This window comes from Streptomyces sp. NPDC005195, assembly GCF_040608315.1.
GTDB lineage: Bacteria > Actinomycetota > Actinomycetes > Streptomycetales > Streptomycetaceae > Streptomyces > Streptomyces kaempferi.
In genome coordinates this window covers 1-17013 of record NZ_JBEXHZ010000060.1, presented here as the reverse complement: position 1 = coordinate 17013, position 17013 = coordinate 1, and the positions used below count along the sequence as shown (strand labels likewise).

Genomic DNA, 17013 nt, shown 5'->3' with positions numbered 1-17013 from the left:
CATTGCACATGCCACCGCACCAGCCCGTGCGAGCAGACCGACGCACCGGCCCGTACGAGGAGACACCCCATGCCCGCCCAGCGCAGCAGCGCACCCTCCGCCGCTCCCGCCGCCCTGCCCACGCTCGGCGGCAAGAAGAGCAGCTACCGCGAACGCGTCGCCGACGCCCTGCGGGCCGCGCTGATCGCGGGCGAACTGCGCGCCGGCGAGATCTATTCCGCGCCGACGCTCGCCGCCCGCTTCGGCGTCTCCGCGACGCCCGTGCGCGAGGCCATGCTCGACCTCGCCAAGGAGGGCCTGGTCGACACCGTGCCCAACAAGGGCTTCCGGGTCACGGCGGTCTCCGAGAAGCAGCTGGACGAGTACACGCACATCCGCTCACTCATCGAGATCCCCACCACGGTGCAGCTGGCCACCACCGCCGACCCGGTCTCCCTGGAGGCCCTGCGCCCCGCCGCCCGGGAGATCGTGACGGCAGCGGCGGCCGGTGACCTGATCGCGTACGTCGAGGCGGACATCCGCTTCCACCTCGGCCTGCTCGCCCTCGCCGGCAACGCGCATCTGGTGGAGGTGGTCGGCGACCTGCGCAAGCGTTCGCGCCTCTACGGGCTCGACGCCCTCGTGGCGGCGGGCCGTCTCCAGGAGTCCGCGGAGGAGCACCTCGAACTCCTCGAAGCGCTGCTGGACCGGGACGGGGAGGCCGTACGCAGGGTCATGACCCGGCATCTCGGTCATGTCCGGGGTCTGTGGGCGGCCGGCTCGTCGATGGCCTGATTACGCAAGTCGTTTGCAATTCTTGCGGTATTCTTGCGCTCATGACACGACGACTTGCTCAGGTGGCGAAGAAGGTCGGGGTCAGCGAGGCCACGGTCAGCCGGGTGCTCAACGGCAAGCCCGGCGTCTCCGACTCCACCCGGCAGGCGGTGCTCTCCGCGCTCGACGTACTCGGCTACGAGAGGCCCACCCAACTGCGCGGTGAACGCGCGCGGCTGGTGGGTCTCGTGCTGCCCGAGCTGCAGAACCCGATCTTCCCGGCGTTCGCCGAGGTGATCGGGGGAGCGCTGGCGCAGCTCGGTCTGACCCCGGTGCTCTGCACCCAGACCAAGGGCGGGGTCTCCGAGGCGGACTACGTGGACCTGCTGCTCCAGCAGCAGGTCTCCGGTGTGGTGTTCGCGGGCGGTCTGTACGCGCAGGCCGACGCGCCCCACGACCACTACCGGCAGCTCGCGGAACGCAACATCCCGGTGGTGCTGGTCAACGCGGCCATCGGGCACCTCGGTTTCCCGGGCGTCTCCTGCGACGACGCCGTGGCCGTCGAACAGGCCTGGCGGCATCTCGTCTCGCTCGGCCACGAGCGGATCGGCCTGGTGCTCGGACCCGCCGACCACATCCCCTCGGGCCGGAAGCTGGCGGCGGTGCGGAGCCTCGCCCCCGAGCTGCCCGACGAGCACATCGGCCGGGCCATGTTCTCCATCGAGGGCGGTCAGGCGGCGGCCTCCCGGCTCATCGACCGCGGGGTCACCGGCTTCATCTGCGCGAGTGACCCGCTCGCCCTCGGCGTGGTGCGGGCCGCCCGCCGTAAGGGACTTGACGTGCCGTCACAAGTGTCGGTCGTCGGGTACGACGACTCCGCGCTGATGAACTGCACCGAGCCGCCGCTGACCACCGTGCGTCAGCCCATCGAGGCCATGGGCCGGGCGGCCGTGGAGTTGCTGAACGCCCAGATCGGCGGCAGCAGCGTGACGCCCGAAGAGCTCCTGTTCGAGCCCGAGTTGGTGGTGCGGGGGTCGACCGCGCAGGCACCTCGCCGTTGAGACCGGCTCGACGGCGCGAGCGCCCTGTCGTCGGCATCCGTCCGACCGCGCAAGCGCGCCGCCGTCGAGATCCCATCCTCTGTCAAATAATTACAGATTCTGCGTGACATCTTGCGCCCCCCTGTCGGCGGTGCTTGAGTGTGCGGCGCCCACCGCTCCTGCCCAAGGCGCCCAACCGCTCCTGCCCAAAGGGGTCCACCGATGAGAAATCCCGGGTTCCGCCGTACCTTCGTCGTCGTCACGGCGTCCGCTTTCGCGCTCACCGCCACCGCCTGCGGTTCGAGTGGCGACGACGGTTCCGCGGGTGGCAAGACCCGCATCACGGTCAACTGTGAGCCGCCCAAGAGCGCCAAGGTCGACCGCGCGTTCTTCGATGCCGACGTCAAGGCCTTCGAGAAGGCCAATCCGGACATCGACGTCGTCACCCATGACGCGTTCCCGTGTCAGGACCCCAAGACCTTCGACGCCAAGCTCGCCGGCGGTCAGATGGAGGACGTCTTCTACACGTACTTCACCGACGCCAAGCACGTAGTCGACATCAACCAGGCCGCCGACATCACGTCCTACGTCAAGGACCTCAAGAGCTACGGCACCCTCCAGCAGCAGCTGCGCGACATCTACACCGTCGACGGCAAGATCTACGGCGTCCCGCGCACCGGGTACTCGATGGGCCTCATCTACAACAAGGCGCTCTTCACGAAGGCCGGCCTCGACCCCGACAAGCCCCCGGCCACCTGGGAAGAGGTGCGCGCGGACGCCAAGAAGATCGCGGCGCTCGGCGGCGGCACCGTCGGCTACGCCGACTACAGCGCGCAGAACCAGGGCGGCTGGCACTTCACGGCCGAGCTCTACTCGCAGGGCGGCGACGTCGTCGCTCCGGACGGCAAGAAGTCCAGCATCGACACCCCCGAGGGCAAGGCCGTCCTGCAGAACCTGCACGACATGCGCTGGGCCGACAACTCGATGGGAACCAAGCAACTGCTCGTCCTCAACGACGTCCAGCAGATGATGGGTTCCGGCAAGCTCGGCATGTACCTCTCCGCGCCCGACAACATCCCGATCCTGGTGAAGGAGAAGGGCGGCAACTACAAGGATCTCGCCCTCGCCCCCATGCCCGGCGGCAAGGGCACGCTCGTCGGCGGCGACGGCTACATGTTCAACAAGAAGGACAGCCCGGCGCAGATCAAGGCCGGCCTCAAGTGGCTCGAGCACATGTTCCTGACGCCCGGCAAGGGCTTCCTCGGTGACTACGCCCGCGCCAAGCAGAACAACGCCCCGGTCGGCCTGCCCGAGCCGCGTCTGTTCACCGGCGCCGCGGACGCCAAGGACCAGGAGGTCAAGAAGGCCAACGCGAACGTGCCGGTGGAGAACTACCAGGGCTTCCTCGACGGCAACCAGAGTCTGCAGATGAAGATCGAGCCGCCGCAGGCCCAGCAGATCTACTCCGTCCTCGACGCCGCGGTGTCCGCGGTCCTCACCAAGAAGGACGCCGACATCGACCAGCTCCTCAAGGACGCCTCCGGCAAGATCGACTCCATCCTGGCCCGAGGCTGACACCGTTCATGAAGACCGCATCGAAGCCCCCCGCAGCGTTTCCTCCGGCCGCCGTCGGCGCGCCGGAGGTGCCGCGGTCGGCCGGGCGCCGGCCCGGGGGACCGTGGCGCCGGCGCCTGGCCGACCAGTCCCGGGCCTACGCCTTCCTGATCGGCGGCGTGCTCTGCTTCGCCCTGTTCTCCTGGTACCCGGCGATCCGCGCGGTCGTGATCGCCTTCCAGAAGTACACGCCGGGCAGCGGCGGCGAGTGGGTCGGCACCGCCAACTTCACCCGGGTCTTCCACGACCCGGAGTTCACCGCCGCCTGGCGCAACACCCTCACCTTCACCCTTCTCGCCCTGCTCATCGGCTTCGCCGTCCCCTTCGTGACGGCCTTGGTCCTCAACGAACTGCGCCACGCGAAGGCCTTCTTCCGCGTCGTGGTCTATCTGCCGGTGATGATCCCGCCGGTGGTCAGCGCCCTGCTGTGGAAGTGGTTCTACGATCCCGGTGCGGGCCTCGCCAACGAGACGCTGCGCTTTCTGCACCTGCCGACCTCGAACTGGTCCAACGGCGCCGACACCGCCCTCGTCTCCCTGGTGATCGTCGCCACCTGGGCCAACCTCGGCGGCACCGTCCTCATCTATCTCGCCGCGCTCCAGAGCATCCCCGGCGAGCTGTACGAGGCGGCCGAGCTGGACGGCGCGAGCCTCCTGCAGCGCATCCGGCACGTGACGATCCCGCAGACCCGCTTCATCATCCTGATGCTGATGCTGCTGCAGATCATCGCCACCATGCAGGTCTTCACGGAGCCGTTCGTGATCACCGGTGGCGGTCCCGAGGACAGGACCGTCACGGTGCTCTACCTGATCTACAAGTACGCCTTCCTCTACAACGACTTCGGCGGAGCCTGCGCGTTGAGCGTCATGCTGCTCGTCCTGCTCAGTGCCTTCTCCGCGGTGTATCTGAGGCTGACCCGCTCGGAAGGGGACGACGCATGAGCACCCGCACCCTGGTCTCCCCCCTCGCCCTGGCGCGTCCGCGCGGCAAGGCCGTCTACTGGACGGTCTTCAGCGGTGTCGTCCTGCTCTTCGCGGTGGCCTTCCTCTTCCCCGTCTACTGGATGGTGACCGGCGCCATGAAGTCGCCGGACGAGGTGACGCGCACACCGCCGACCCTCGTACCGCACGGGTTGCACCTGAGCGGCTACACCGACGCGTGGGACCTGATGGACCTGCCCACGCACCTGTGGAACACGGTCGTCCAGGCGGCGGGCGCCTGGCTCCTCCAGCTCGTCTTCTGCACCGCCGCCGCGTACGCCCTGTCCAAACTGAAGCCCGCCTTCGGCAAGGTGGTCCTCGGCGGCATCCTCGCCACCCTGATGGTCCCCGCACAGGCCCTCGTGGTCCCCAAGTACCTGACCGTCGCGGACCTTCCCCTCATCCACACCAGTCTGCTGAACTCGCCGCTCGGCATCTGGCTGCCGGCCGTCGCGAACGCCTTCAACCTCTATCTCCTCAAACGCTTCTTCGACCAGATCCCGCGCGACGTCCTGGAGGCCGCCGAGATCGACGGCGCCGGGAGACTGCGCACCCTGTGGTCGATCGTGCTGCCGATGTCCCGGCCCGTCCTCGGCGTCGTGTCGATCTTCGCCCTGGTCGCCGTCTGGCAGGACTTCCTGTGGCCGCTGATGGTGTTCTCCGACACCGACAAGCAGCCCATCAGCGTGGCTCTCGTCCAGCTGTCACAGAACATCCAACTGACCGTGCTCATCGCCGCGATGGTGATCGCGAGCATCCCCATGGTCGTGATGTTCCTGGTGTTCCAGCGGCACATCATCGCCGGGATCAGCGCGGGCAGCACCAAGGGCTGACGCCTGTACGTGACCCCCTCGAACGAAAGGCAACGCACCGTGGGACAGCCCCGCCCTGCCCGAAATCAGTCCGCGTGGTGGCGTTCCGCCGTCATCTACCAGGTGTACGTCCGCAGCTTCGCGGACGGCGACGGCGACGGCACCGGCGACCTCGCGGGCGTCCGCGCCAGACTGCCGTACCTCGCCGAACTCGGGGTGAACGCCCTGTGGTTCAACCCCTGGTACCGCTCACCCATGGCGGACGGCGGCTACGACGTCGCCGACTACCGCTCCATCGACCCGGCCTTCGGGACGCTCGCCGAGGCGGAGAAGCTCATCGCCGAGGCCCGGGAGCTGGGCATCCGCACCCTCGTCGACATCGTGCCGAACCACGTGTCCGACCAGCATCCCTGGTTCCAGGCGGCCTTGGCGGGCGGCCCGGAGCGCGAGCTGTTCCACTTCCGTCCCGGACGTGGAGAGCACGGCGAACTCCCGCCCAACGACTGGCCGTCCCAGTTCGCCGGCTCCTCCGAACCGGTGTGGACCCGGCTCCCCGACGGCGACTGGTACCTCCACCTCTTCACCCCCGAGCAGCCCGACCTCAACTGGGAGCACCCCGCCGTCCGCCAGGAGCACGAGGAGATCCTGCGCTTCTGGTTCGAGCGGGGCGTGGCCGGCGTCCGCATCGACTCCGCCGCGCTGCTCGCCAAGGACCCCGACCTGCCCGACTACGTCGAGGGCCGCGACCCGAACCCGTACGTCGACCGTGACGAACTCCACGACATCTATCGCTCGTGGCGGTCGGTCGCCGACGCCTACGACGGCATCTTCGTCGGCGAGGTCTGGCTCCCCGACACCGAGCGCTTCGCCCGCTATCTGCGCCCCGACGAGCTGCACACCGCCTTCAACTTCTCGTTCCTGTCCTGCCCCTGGGACGCCGGGCGGCTGCGCACCTCCATCGACGAGACCCTCGCCGAGCACGCGCCCGTCGGGGCACCCGCCACCTGGGTGCTGTGCAACCACGACGTGACGCGCACGGTCACCCGATACGGGCGCACGGACACCGGCTTCGACTTCACGGCCAAGGCCTTCGGGACCCCCACCGACCTCGCCCTCGGCACCCGCCGGGCCCGCGCCGCCGCCCTGCTCTCGCTCGCCCTGCCCGGTGCCGTCTACGTCTATCAGGGTGAGGAACTCGGGCTGCCCGAAGTGAAGTTGCCTCTCGACAGCATCCAGGACCCGATGCACTTCCGCTCCGGCGGCACGGACCCGGGCCGGGACGGCTGCCGGGTCCCGCTGCCCTGGGACGCCGAGGCCCCGTACGCCGGTTTCGGCGGTGACCCCTGGCTGCCCCAGCCCGCCGACTGGCCCGACTACGCCGCCGACCGCCAGTCCGAGGACCCCGCCTCGATGCTGAGCCTCTACCGCGCCGCGCTGCGCGTCCGCCGCACCGAACCGGGGTTCGGCGACGGCCCGCTCAGCTGGCTGGCCGCCGACGAGGGCGTCCTCGCCTTCGCCCGCACGGACGGTCTGCTCTGCGTCGTCAACCTGGCCGACGGACCGGTCGGGCTCCCTGAGTACTCCGAACTCCTCCTCGGCAGCGGCCCGTTGGACGTGGACGGACTCCTCCCACCGGACACGGCGGTGTGGCTGCGCGCCTGAGACCGCCGAACCGCACACCGCATGGCCCGCCGCCCCGTTCAGTGAAGTGGAGGCGTATCCCTCCTCGTGACCGCCTCCCCGCGCTTCGCCGCCTGGATCTGCTCGTACACCTGGGTCCGCAACTCGGCGAAGCGCGGGGCCACCCGGGTGTGCAGCTGGTCCCGCTCCTCGGGCAGGTCGATCTTCAGCTGCTCCCGCACGACGGTGGGGGAGGCCGAGAGGACCAGGACCCGCTCACCCAGATAGACCGCCTCGTCGATGTCGTGGGTCACGAACAGGATGGTCATCCCGCGCCGTTGCCACAGCCGGCGCACCAGGTCCTCCAGGTCCGCGCGGGTCTGCGCGTCGACCGCCGCGAACGGCTCGTCCATCAGCAGGACCTCGGGCTCGTACGCCAGCGCCCGCGCGATCGCGACCCGCTGCTGCATGCCGCCGGACAGCTGCCACGGATAGGCCCCCGCCGCGTCGGACAGACCGACGGACTCCAGAGCGTCGGCGACCAGCTCGCGCCGCCGTAACCCGCTCAGTTTCTTCTGCTTCAGCGGGAGTTCGACGTTCTCGCCGACCCGCATCCAGGGGAAGAGGCTGCGCCCGTACTCCTGGAACACGAACGCCATGCCGGGCGGCGGCCCGCTCACCGGTCGCCCGGCGAGCCGCACCTCGCCCGCCGTCGGCGCGAGCAGCCCGCCCACGCACTTGAGCAACGTGGTCTTGCCGCAGCCCGACGGGCCCACCAGACAGACGAGTTCACCCGTGTCCACCGTGAAGGTGAGGTCGCGGACCGCCTCCACACGGCGCCCCGACCCCTCGTAGACCTTCCGCAGGCCGGTGACGACCAAAGACGCGTGCATGGACCGCCCTTTCACGAGCGTCACGGGGACCGCCGGGAGGAGTCCCGGAAGCCGTGGTACCAGCCGAGCACCCGGCGCTCCACGAACTGGAGGACGAGCGAGAGGAGAAGGCCGAGCAGGCCGAGGACGATGATCCCGGTCCACATGTCGGGGATCGCGAAGCCGCGCTGGAACTGCACGATGGTGAAGCCGAGGCCGTTGCTCGCCGCGAACATCTCGCTGATGACCATCAGGATGATCCCGACGGACAGGGCCTGGCGCAGGCCCGCGAAGATCTGCGGGCTCGCCGCCCGCAGGACCACGTGCCGCAGCCGAGCGGCGCCCGTGACGCCGTACGAACGCGCCGTCTCGGCCATCACGGAGTCGACGGCCCGCACCCCCTCGACGGTGTTGAGCAGGACCGGCCAGAGGCAGCCGCTCGCGATCACGACGATCTTCATCGTGTCGCCGATGCCCGCGAACAGCATGATGACCGGCACGAGGACGGGCGGCGGCACCGCGCGCAGGAACTCCAGGACCGGCTCGCAGAAGGCCCGCACCCGCCGGTACGAGCCGATGACCACGCCGAGGGAGATCCCCGCGACGGCCGCCACCGCGTAGCCGCCGAGCAGCCGCAGCACGCTGGGCACCAGGTCGGCGCGGAGCCGGTCGCCCGTCCAGACGTCCGGGAATGTCCTGAGGATCGTACGCAGCGGTGGCCAGTAGACGTCGGTGCTGCCGTCCGACGCGAGCCACCAGCCGACGGCCAGCAGCACGGGGAGCGCCACGACGAACAGCACCCGCGTCAGGAGGGCACTCCAGGCGTTCGGTCCCGTCCGGCCGGACGGGACGCCCGTCACACCGCCACCTCTCCGCGCACCGACTGGTGCCAGGCGAGCGCCCGTCGTTCCACCGCGCGGGCACCCACGTTGATCAGCAGCCCGAGCAGGCCGGTGACCACCACCAGCGCGTACAGGTCCGGGACGGCCTGCGAGGACTGGGCGACCGCGATCCGCGTGCCCAGCCCCGGTGCGCCGATGACGAGTTCGGCGGTCACGGCGAGGATGAGGGCGACCGCGGCGGCCAGCCTGACACCCGTCATGACGTAGGGGAGCGCGGTGGGCCACAGGACGTGCCGGGTGCGCGCCCAGGGGCCGAGGCCGTACGAGCGTGCCGTCTCCTCCGCCACCGGGTCGACGTCACGGACGCCGTACAGGACCTGGACGAGGACCTGCCAGAAGGAGGCGTACACGACGAGGAGGAGGACGGAGCGCAGCTCGGTGCCGTACAGCAGGACGGCGAGGGGGATCAGCGCGACGGAGGGGATCGGGCGCAGGAACTCGATCGTGGAGGCCGTGGCCTCGCGGAGATACGGCACGACCGAGACGACCAGCCCCACGACGACGCCCGCGACGACCGCGGTCGCGAGCCCCAGCGCCCAGCCGGTGAGGGTGTCGCCCAGGGCCGCCCAGAAGGCGCCGTCGGTGGCCTCCTGCCCGAGCGCGTCGGCGATGCGGCTGGTCGGCGGGAAGTAGGCCGCTTTGACGAGGCCGAGCCGCGGCGCCGCCTCGCCCAGGGCGAGGAAGGCCGCGAGCCCGGCCGTACCGAGTGCCGCGTTCGCACCCCTCACGGCAGCAGCGCGTCGAGATCGGGGGCCGACTTGAAGAGCCCGTCCTGTTCGCCCAGCTTCTCCAGCGCCTCGATCGACGCGCGGTTCGGCTCGGCCGGCCACTTCGGCAGGGTCACCTTCGCGAGGACCGCCGCGGGGATCTTCGTGTACGAGGTGACGACGGAGCGGACCTCGTCAGGGTGGGCGTCGGCGTAGGCGAGGGACTCCGCGGTCGCCTCCTGGAACCTCTTCACCACATCGGGGTTCTTCTGCTCGTACTGGGTGGACGTGAAGTACATCGCCACGGTGAGGTCCTTGGCGACGTCGACGAGGGACGAGGCGAGCTCCGTGCCGCCCTGGCTCTTGACCGTGGCGAGCGCGGGCTCGACCACCATCGCCGCGTCGATCCGACCGCTGTCCAGGGCGGCGGGCATCTGGTCGAAGGCCAGCTCGACGAAGGTCACCTTCGAGGGGTCGCCGCCCGCCTTGCGCACCGACTCGCGCACCGCGGTCTCGTTGATGTTCTTCAGTGTGTTGACGGCGACCTTCTTCCCCTCCAGGTCCTTCGCCGAGGTGAGGGCGCTGCCCTTCTTCACCGTGATGGCGCCGAAGTCCTCGCCCGGCAGGCCCGTTGACGCGACGCCGTTGGCCACCGCCTTCACGGGCACGTTCCGACTCCGGGCGATCATCAGCGAGGTCATGTTGGAGAAGCCGAACTGGAACTGGCCGCTGACGACGCCCGGGACGATCGCGGCGCCGCCCTGCGCGGTCGTCATGGAGAGTCTCAGACCGCGTTTGCCGTAGAAGCCCTTCTGCTGACCCAGGTAGAGCGGTGCGACATCGACGATGGGGATGACCCCGACCTTGACCGTGGTGGTGCCGCCGGACGACGTGCCCTTGTCCGGCGTTCCGGAGTCGTCGGACGAGCCACAGGCCGACGCGGCGACCAGGAAGGTTCCGACCGCGAGACCGGCGAGCAGACGACGCATGGCTCCTCCTGTGCAGACGACGGTGTTCCGACAGGCTGTGCGCACACCGCACAGTGGTGCTCAGCGGAAGGTAGAACTCCCGTACGGCGCGGTCAATGGCTATGGCTGACAATATTGTTGACAGTTTTCGGGGCGTGCTCCCGATCCCGCGAGCCGGCTGCCTACAGGTCGAGCACGAGCCGCTTCCCCCGGCACCGGGAGACGCAGATGAGCATGGTCTCGCCGGCCGCCCGTTCCGCGTCGGTGAGCACCGAGTCCCGGTGGTCCGGGGTCCCTTCGAGGACGTCCGTCTCGCATGTGCCGCAGGTGCCCTCGGTACAGGAGAAGAGCACCTCGACGCCCGTACCGCGCACGGTGTCGAGCACGGAGGTGTTGGCGGGGACGGTCAGTGTGCGGCCGGTGCGCGCGAGGACGACCTCGAACTCGCCGTCGCCGCCGGGTTCCCGGGCCTTCGGCCGGAAGCGCTCGACGTGCAGCAGCCCGGTGGGGCACCGCTCCTCCACCGCGTCCAGCAGCGGGCCGGGACCGCAGCAGTAGACCAGCGTGCCCCCGGGGACACCCGAGAGCACGGAGTCGAGGTCCAGCAGCCCGCGCTCGTCCTGCGGAGAGACCGTCACCCGGTCCCCGTACCGGCTCAACTCCCCGACGAACGCCATGGAGTCGCGGGTCCGTCCGCCGTACAGCAGCGTCCACTCCGCGCCCGCCGCCTGCGCCGCGGCGAGCATCGGCAGGATCGGGGTGATGCCGATACCGCCCGCGACGAACCGGTATCGGGGAACGGGAGTCAGGGCGAAGTGGTTGCGCGGGCCTCGGACGCGGACTCTGTCGCCCGCGTCCACCCGCTCGTGCACGTACGAGGACCCACCGCGGCCGTGCGGCTCCCGCAGCACGGCGATCCGCCACGCCCCGCGGTCCGCCGGGTCGCCGCACAGCGAGTACTGCCGCTCCAGCCCCGGACCGAGTACGACGTCGATGTGGGCGCCCGGCTCCCAGCCGGGAAGGTCCTCACCTAGTGGGTGGCGCAGCGTGAGGGCGATCACACCCTCGGCCGCGAACTCCCGCCGTGACACGACGAGATCGGCTTCGTGGACGGTCATCCCCGGCTTCCCCGGGGCGTGTGTCCCTCGGGATGGGCGAGCATCCACTCCCACATCCCGACCGGATCCTGGGCCGTGTGCTCGGCGCCGCAGTGGCAGGTGCCGCGCAGGACGTCGGTGCCCGGGAGCCAGTCGACGCGGTAGACCTCCCGGGGCGCGAAGCGGGGTGCCGGCGTCACCGGACCCGCTCCACCGGCTTGTCGCCCTCCTCGGCCAGCCGGGCGAGGATACGGCGGGCCGCGAGACCACCCGTGTCGATGTTGATGCTGAGCTCCTGGTACCCGTCGCGCTCGGTGCCCAGCGTCCGCTGCAGCAGGTTGAGCGCGTCGACGTCCTGCATCACGACCGTGTGGTTGAAGTCCCGCAGGAACGCGGTGACTTCGCCGTCCTCGCGGGCGAAGTCCCGGGAGACCGCCCAGAAGTCGTAGACGTGGCCGTCCCGCGAGGGGGTGATCGCGTAGGTGATCTCGGTGTGGAAGGCGCGCGAGTCGCCGCCGTCCGCCTCGGGCGGCGTCCCGGCCGGTGCGACGCGGCTGTGCAGCAGATACAGGCACGGCGCGTGGTACTCGATGTCCTGCCAGCGGGTGATCCGGCCCTCGATCCCGGTCGAACGTGCGTAGAACGGCGGGCACTCGGCGTCGTCCATGTGCCGGCTGACGCGAACGATGCCGGCGCCTTCGTCGACCTCCGTCGTGATCGGCGTCCCGGCGACCTCGGGGGTGCCGATGTATCCGCCGTGCAGATAGGTCTCGTGCGAGAGGTCGAGGAGGTTGTCGACGAGCAGCCCGTAGTCGGCGTCGATGGGCTCCATCCCCGAGACCGTCGTCCAGTCCGGAGAGTCCATGTGCCGGGCCCGCGGGACGGTCCGCGGGTCGGCGAGCGCCGGGTCGCCGATCCACACCCAGACGAACGCGTCCTGCTCGAGGACCGGGTACGCGGCGACCCGGGCCGTGCGCGGTACGCGTTTCTGCCCCGGCACGTACACGCAGGTGCCCGTGGTGTCGTACGTGAACCCGTGGTATCCGCACACGATCAGGTCACCGTCGAGCCGGCTCTCGGAGAGCGGGAACCGGCGGTGCACACAGCGGTCGGCCAGGACGACGGCCGCCCCCTCGTCCTCGGTCCGGTAGAGGACGAGCGGTTCACCCAGGACCGTCCGGCCGAGCAACTCGCGCCCCACCTCGTGGGCGAGGGCGGCGACGTACCACTGGTTCCTGGCGAAGGCGGTCGTGTGCGGCATCGTCGCGGCTCCTGTCCGACTGCTGTGGTGGCATCGTCGGGAAGGGGGTCACCGCGGCGCAACGGCTCTTCCGTCTCACGGAAGGGAACGGGGAATCCACCGTGTCAGGGCGGGTGCTCGTCCGCCATGCACGCCGACGCGCGCGCCGCGGGGCGGGTCGGCTCCTCCAGGGGGAGGACGAAGGACTATATCGGGCGGCCCGTGGCGTGACGCATTCCGCTTCGTCGGCCGCGTCCGCGGAAAAGGTCCGTGCGCCGACACGAAGGGCACCCCGGACGTGGTGCCCGAGAGTGGACGTCGTGCCGGTCGCCGGCTCGCGGAGAGGCCGTCGGCGCGGACCCAGGACCGGCGAACCGGACCTGCCGGGAGCGCACCCCGCCCCGCCCAGATCAAGCCGCCGCTTTCCGGTGGCGGCAAGAATCCGAAGGACGACCATGACCGGGCCGGGCCGGGTGACGCACGGGCCTCCGTCCATCGCTGGGGCCTGCGTGTGCCTGTAGTTCTGGGACCGGTCGCGGGTCACTCCACAGGCCGCGGCGAGCTGTATTTATTGTGCGGAATTCCGGCGCCCGAATTCACTGAATGAAATGCGGGGGTAATGGCCGGAGTAATTCCGAAAATGGTGTGACTAGCATGGTCACACCGTCATCACCCTTTTGATGATTCCGTTATCCCTCGCTCTTCCTTAACGTGATGTGTCAAGAACGACGATCCACGAACGAAAGGAAGAGGCGATGGCGGAACCCTTCGTCACCGGGCCGCTCGACACCGACCGGGGGACCGGTACGAGCACCACGGACGTGCGCACCCGACGGACGGGCACGACCCTGCTCATCACGATCGACCGCCCACGAGCACGTAATTCCGTCAACGCCGAGGTCGCCGCCCTGCTGGCGAGCGCCCTGGACGAACTGGAGGCGGACCCGGGACTCCGGGCCGGCGTGCTGACCGGCGCCGAGGGCAACTTCAGCGCCGGCATGGACCTGAAAGCGGCCCTACGGGGCGAGTCCCCGAGCATCCCGGGGCGCGGATTCGGCGGCGTGACCGAGGCCGACCGGACGAAGCCGCTGATCGCCGCCGTGGAAGGCTGGGCCATGGGGGGCGGCTTCGAACTGGCCCTCGCCTGCGATCTGATCGTGGCCGCTCAGGACGCGCACTTCGGTCTGCCGGAGGTCAAGCGGGGACTGATCGCCGCCGGCGGGGGAGTGATCCGGCTGCCCCGGCGCATCCCGTACCACCTCGCCATGGAATTGCTGCTGACCGGCGAGCCGGTGAGTGGCCGCCGGGCCGGTGAGCTGGGTCTGGCCAACCGGGTCGTCCCCGCCGGCCAGGCCGTGCCGGAGGCACTCCTGCTCGCCGAACGCCTGGCCGCGAACGCGCCTCTGGCGCTCGCCGCGGTGAAGGCGGTCACGCGGGCCGCGGACGGCGCACCCGAGGCCGACGCCTTCGCCGCGCAGCGCACGGTGATGAGCGAGCTGATGACCACGGCCGACGTCCGGGAGGGCATGACCGCCTTCGCCGAGCGCCGGGCCCCGCAGTGGACGGGGAAGTGACGTGCGGTCCGTCCCGGAGCCGGTGCGCGCCATGATCACCGATGTGGTGGTCGAGGGGGCGTACACCGGCCCCGCACTGCTTCGGTCCTGCGCCCCCGTCCCCGCCCCGCCGGCGGACCTGCCCGGCCTGGAGGTCCTCCCCGCGGGCCACATCCTCACCGACCCGGATCTCGCACCCGTCGAGCCGGTCTTCGACCACCTGAAGGAAGGCGCCCAGTGACGCACCCGTTCCGTACCGCCGCCGTGATCGGCGCGGGCACCATAGGACTCTCCTGGACAGCGCTGTTCGCCGCACACGGCCTGACCGTCCACGTCAGCGATCCCCGCCCCGACCTGCCGGAGGCGATCACCGAGGCGCTTGCCGCGTTCGCCCCTCATCTGGCCGCCCAGGGCCTGGACACCGACGGCCTCGCCGACCGCGTACACGTCGCGGCCGACGTCACCGAAGCCGTCCGGCACGCGGACATCGTCCAGGAGAACGGCCCCGAGCGCGTCGAGTTCAAGAAGGAGCTGTTCGCCCAACTGGTCCGGGAGGCCCCCGGGCACGCGCTGCTTCTCAGCTCGTCGTCGGCGATCCCGGCGACCGCCTTCACCACGGAACTCGAGGACGCCGGCCGCATCCTCATCGGGCACCCCTTCAACCCGCCCCACCTGCTGCCGCTCGTCGAGGTCGTACCCGGCGAACGCACCACCGAGGAAGCCGTGCGGGCCGCCGTCGACTTCTACACCGCCGTCGGCCGCACCCCCGTCGTCGAACGCCAGGAGATCCCCGGCTTCGTCGGCAACCGGCTCCAGAACGCGCTCAGCCGCCAGGCCGTCTACCTCATCCAGCAGGGCGTGGTGACCCCCGAGGACCTGGACACCGTCGTGACCCACTCGCTCGGCGTCCGCTGGGCGACGGTCGGGCCGTTCCTCGGCGCGCACCTGGGCGGTGGCCCCGGCGGCTACCGCCACATCACCGAGCACATCGGCTCGACCATGCAGCAGATGCCCCTCGGTGAGCCTTCGCAGGACCCCGAGGACCGGGAACGGGTGATCCAGGCGGTGGAGAGGGCGTACGCCTCCACGCCGTACGCCGACCTCGCCGAAGCCCGCGACCACAGGCAACTCGCCGTCCTGTCCGCCCTGGAGGACAGCCGACGCACTGAGCACACCAAGGAGATCTGAGATGACCACCGTTACCACCGCCACCGCCACCGCCGCCACCTCTGCCACCACCCCCACCGCACAGCCGGACGACCAACTGGTCGCCGACTTCTACCAGTACGAGGCGCTGCTCTCGGACGAGGAGCGCGAGATCCTGCTCAACGCCCGCGCCTTCCTGCGCAAGGAGATCAAGCCGCTGGTGAACGAGTACTGGGGCAAAGGCGAGTTCCCCTTCGAGATGATCGAGAAGTTCCGCACCAGTGGACTGGCCGCCCTGGCCTACGAGGGCTACGGCGAGCACAAGCCGGCCGCCAGCCACCTGCTCGGCGGCATGCTCGCCACCGAGCTGGGCCGTGTCGACGCCTCGACCGCCACCTTCTTCGGCGTCCACAACGGCCTCGGCTTCTACTCGATCTACTACGGCGGCGACCAGGAGCAGCGCGACAGGTTCCTGCCCGCCATGGCCTCGATGGACAAGATCGGCGCCTTCGCCCTGACCGAACCGCTCGGTGGCTCCGACGTCTCCGGCGGCATGCGGACGACCGCCAGGCGCGAGGGCGACGACTGGATCCTCAACGGCGCCAAGAAGTGGATCGGCAACGCCACCTTCGCCGACTACGTCGTGGTCTTCGCGCGGGACGTCGACGACAACAAGGTCAAGGCCTTCGTCGTCGAGAAGGGCACCCCAGGTTTCCGGCCGGAGAAGATCGAAGGCAAGATCGCGCTGCGGATCGTGCAGAACGCCGAGATCACCCTGACCGACGTCCGCGTGCCGGAAGCCAACCGGCTGCACAACATCAAGGGCTTCCGGGACGTCGCCGAGGTCCTGCGCGTCACCCGCGGCGGAGTCGCCTGGCAGGCCCTGGGTGTGATGATCGGCGCCTACGAGCTCGCACTCGACTACGCCAAGGAACGCATGGCCTTCGGCCGCCCGATCGCCAAGTTCCAGATGGTGCAGGACCTGCTGGTCAAGAGCCTGGGCAACATCACCGCTTCCTGGGGCATGCTGGTACAGCTCGCCCGGCTCCAGGACCAGGGCATCTTCCGCGACGAGCAGTCCGCGCTGGCCAAGGAGTACGTCGCGGCCCGCATGCGCGAATCCGTCGCGTGGTGCCGCGAGATCTTCGGCGGCAACGGCATCGTCCTCGACTACGACGTCGCCCGGTTCTTCTCCGACGCCGAGGCCCTCTACTCGTACGAGGGCACCCACCAGATGCAGACCCTCATCGTCGGCAAGTCCATCACCGGCCACAGCGCCTTCGTGGGGTGACGGCGATGACCACCGAATCCGTCTTCACCGGTCTGAAGGTCCTCGACGCGGCGAGCTTCATCGCGGCACCGGCAGCGGCCACCATGCTCTCCGACTTCGGAGCGGACGTCATCAAGATCGAGCCGCCGGGGGCGGGCGATCCCCAACGGCGGCTGAGTTCCGTGCCGCCCAGTCCCCGGGCCCGGGCCAACTACGGCTGGCACCTCGCCAACCGCAACAAGCGCGGCATGGTGATCGACCTGAAGTCACCGGCGACCACCGAGGTCCTCAAGCGACTCGTCGAGTGGGCCGACGTGGTGATCACCAACTTCCCGCACGGCACGCGCGAGAAACTGCACCTCGGCTACGAGGAGGTCTCGGGCTGGAACCCGCGGGTCGTCTACGCCGACATCACCGGCTTCGGGGACGCGGGCCCCGA

At 70.0% G+C, this 17013-nt stretch carries 18 protein-coding genes; 11 read left to right on the top strand and 7 right to left on the bottom strand.

The window, feature by feature from the left end; all coding sequences use genetic code 11:
• The first annotated feature begins 69 nt into the window (after window positions 1-69).
• The 6 genes from ABZV34_RS32380 (at window position 70) to ABZV34_RS32355 (ending at window position 6861) form a co-directional block, all read left to right on the top strand.
• Window positions 70-774, top strand: a complete 705-nt coding sequence (locus ABZV34_RS32380) for a GntR family transcriptional regulator (protein WP_356284601.1) — start codon at window positions 70-72, stop codon at window positions 772-774.
• A 41-nt stretch (window positions 775-815) separates the two neighbouring features.
• A complete protein-coding gene (locus tag ABZV34_RS32375; protein WP_168531072.1) occupies window positions 816-1814 on the top strand; it encodes a LacI family DNA-binding transcriptional regulator in 999 nt (332 codons plus the stop codon).
• A 201-nt stretch (window positions 1815-2015) separates the two neighbouring features.
• Entirely contained in the window at window positions 2016-3368 is a 1353-nt protein-coding gene (locus tag ABZV34_RS32370; protein WP_356284598.1) for a sugar ABC transporter substrate-binding protein, read from the top strand.
• An 8-nt stretch (window positions 3369-3376) separates the two neighbouring features.
• Window positions 3377-4348: a sugar ABC transporter permease gene (locus ABZV34_RS32365; RefSeq protein WP_356284595.1), complete on the top strand. Its 972-nt coding sequence runs from the start codon at window positions 3377-3379 to the stop codon at window positions 4346-4348.
• The gene (locus ABZV34_RS32360) at window positions 4345-5220 is read left to right on the top strand and encodes a carbohydrate ABC transporter permease (RefSeq protein WP_356284593.1); all 876 of its coding nucleotides are present in this window, start codon (window positions 4345-4347) and stop codon (window positions 5218-5220) included. Before ABZV34_RS32365 ends, ABZV34_RS32360 begins: the two co-directional genes overlap by 4 nt.
• A gap of 39 nt (window positions 5221-5259) precedes the next feature.
• Window positions 5260-6861, top strand: a complete 1602-nt coding sequence (locus tag ABZV34_RS32355; protein ID WP_356284590.1) for a glycoside hydrolase family 13 protein — start codon at window positions 5260-5262, stop codon at window positions 6859-6861.
• Window positions 6862-6899: 38 nt separating this feature from the next.
• Here ABZV34_RS32355 and ABZV34_RS32350 read toward each other — a convergent pair whose 3' ends face one another.
• The 7 genes from ABZV34_RS32350 to ABZV34_RS32320 form a co-directional block, all read right to left on the bottom strand.
• Window positions 6900-7712 carry an ABC transporter ATP-binding protein gene (locus ABZV34_RS32350; protein ID WP_356284587.1) on the bottom strand — a complete coding sequence of 271 codons (813 nt, stop codon included), beginning with the start codon at window positions 7710-7712 and terminating at the stop codon, window positions 6900-6902.
• A gap of 20 nt (window positions 7713-7732) precedes the next feature.
• Complete coding sequence (locus tag ABZV34_RS32345; RefSeq protein WP_356284584.1) at window positions 7733-8551, bottom strand: ABC transporter permease; 819 nt, start codon at window positions 8549-8551, stop codon at window positions 7733-7735.
• Complete coding sequence (locus ABZV34_RS32340; RefSeq protein WP_356284581.1) at window positions 8548-9321, bottom strand: ABC transporter permease subunit; 774 nt, start codon at window positions 9319-9321, stop codon at window positions 8548-8550. The genes ABZV34_RS32345 and ABZV34_RS32340 overlap by 4 nt, the downstream gene beginning before the upstream one ends.
• Complete coding sequence (locus ABZV34_RS32335) at window positions 9318-10289, bottom strand: ABC transporter substrate-binding protein (protein WP_356284578.1); 972 nt, start codon at window positions 10287-10289, stop codon at window positions 9318-9320. The genes ABZV34_RS32340 and ABZV34_RS32335 overlap by 4 nt, the downstream gene beginning before the upstream one ends.
• Window positions 10290-10450: 161 nt before the next feature.
• The gene (locus ABZV34_RS32330) at window positions 10451-11386 is read right to left on the bottom strand and encodes a PDR/VanB family oxidoreductase (RefSeq protein WP_356284575.1); all 936 of its coding nucleotides are present in this window, start codon (window positions 11384-11386) and stop codon (window positions 10451-10453) included.
• Complete coding sequence (locus ABZV34_RS32325; RefSeq protein WP_356284572.1) at window positions 11383-11565, bottom strand: hypothetical protein; 183 nt, start codon at window positions 11563-11565, stop codon at window positions 11383-11385. The genes ABZV34_RS32330 and ABZV34_RS32325 overlap by 4 nt, the downstream gene beginning before the upstream one ends.
• Window positions 11562-12626, bottom strand: coding sequence for an aromatic ring-hydroxylating dioxygenase subunit alpha (locus ABZV34_RS32320; RefSeq protein ID WP_356284569.1), 1065 nt, complete (start codon window positions 12624-12626; stop codon window positions 11562-11564). The genes ABZV34_RS32325 and ABZV34_RS32320 overlap by 4 nt, the downstream gene beginning before the upstream one ends.
• Before the next feature lie 734 nt (window positions 12627-13360).
• Between ABZV34_RS32320 and ABZV34_RS32315 the strand changes: the two genes are divergently transcribed.
• The 5 genes from ABZV34_RS32315 to ABZV34_RS32295 all read left to right on the top strand — a co-directional run.
• On the top strand, window positions 13361-14179 hold the full coding sequence (locus tag ABZV34_RS32315) for a crotonase/enoyl-CoA hydratase family protein (protein ID WP_356284567.1): 819 nt from the start codon (window positions 13361-13363) through the stop codon (window positions 14177-14179).
• A 1-nt stretch (window position 14180) separates the two neighbouring features.
• Window positions 14181-14399 (top strand): hypothetical protein, encoded by a 219-nt coding sequence (locus tag ABZV34_RS32310; protein WP_356284564.1) that lies wholly within the window; start codon window positions 14181-14183, stop codon window positions 14397-14399.
• The gene (locus ABZV34_RS32305) at window positions 14396-15346 is read left to right on the top strand and encodes a 3-hydroxyacyl-CoA dehydrogenase NAD-binding domain-containing protein (RefSeq protein ID WP_356284561.1); all 951 of its coding nucleotides are present in this window, start codon (window positions 14396-14398) and stop codon (window positions 15344-15346) included. Before ABZV34_RS32310 ends, ABZV34_RS32305 begins: the two co-directional genes overlap by 4 nt.
• 1 nt (window position 15347) lies before the next feature.
• Window positions 15348-16595, top strand: coding sequence for an acyl-CoA dehydrogenase family protein (locus ABZV34_RS32300; RefSeq protein ID WP_356284558.1), 1248 nt, complete (start codon window positions 15348-15350; stop codon window positions 16593-16595).
• A 5-nt stretch (window positions 16596-16600) separates the two neighbouring features.
• On the top strand, window positions 16601-17013 hold a 413-nt coding region (locus ABZV34_RS32295; RefSeq protein WP_356284555.1), incomplete at its 3' end, for a CoA transferase.

Bases quoted from the DNA above. Each gene is read 5' to 3' on its own strand.
- ABZV34_RS32380 (WP_356284601.1), top strand. From the start codon at position 70: ATGCCCGCCCAGCGCAGCAGCGCACCCTCCGCCGCTCCCGCCGCCCTG.
- ABZV34_RS32375 (WP_168531072.1), top strand. From the start codon at position 816: ATGACACGACGACTTGCTCAGGTGGCGAAGAAGGTCGGGGTCAGCGAG.
- ABZV34_RS32370 (WP_356284598.1), top strand. From the start codon at position 2,016: ATGAGAAATCCCGGGTTCCGCCGTACCTTCGTCGTCGTCACGGCGTCC.
- ABZV34_RS32365 (WP_356284595.1), top strand. From the start codon at position 3,377: ATGAAGACCGCATCGAAGCCCCCCGCAGCGTTTCCTCCGGCCGCCGTC.
- ABZV34_RS32360 (WP_356284593.1), top strand. From the start codon at position 4,345: ATGAGCACCCGCACCCTGGTCTCCCCCCTCGCCCTGGCGCGTCCGCGC.
- ABZV34_RS32350 (WP_356284587.1), bottom strand. From the start codon at position 7,712: ATGCACGCGTCTTTGGTCGTCACCGGCCTGCGGAAGGTCTACGAGGGG.
- ABZV34_RS32335 (WP_356284578.1), bottom strand. From the start codon at position 10,289: ATGCGTCGTCTGCTCGCCGGTCTCGCGGTCGGAACCTTCCTGGTCGCC.
- ABZV34_RS32330 (WP_356284575.1), bottom strand. From the start codon at position 11,386: ATGACCGTCCACGAAGCCGATCTCGTCGTGTCACGGCGGGAGTTCGCG.
- ABZV34_RS32320 (WP_356284569.1), bottom strand. From the start codon at position 12,626: ATGCCGCACACGACCGCCTTCGCCAGGAACCAGTGGTACGTCGCCGCC.
- ABZV34_RS32315 (WP_356284567.1), top strand. From the start codon at position 13,361: ATGGCGGAACCCTTCGTCACCGGGCCGCTCGACACCGACCGGGGGACC.
- ABZV34_RS32300 (WP_356284558.1), top strand. From the start codon at position 15,348: ATGACCACCGTTACCACCGCCACCGCCACCGCCGCCACCTCTGCCACC.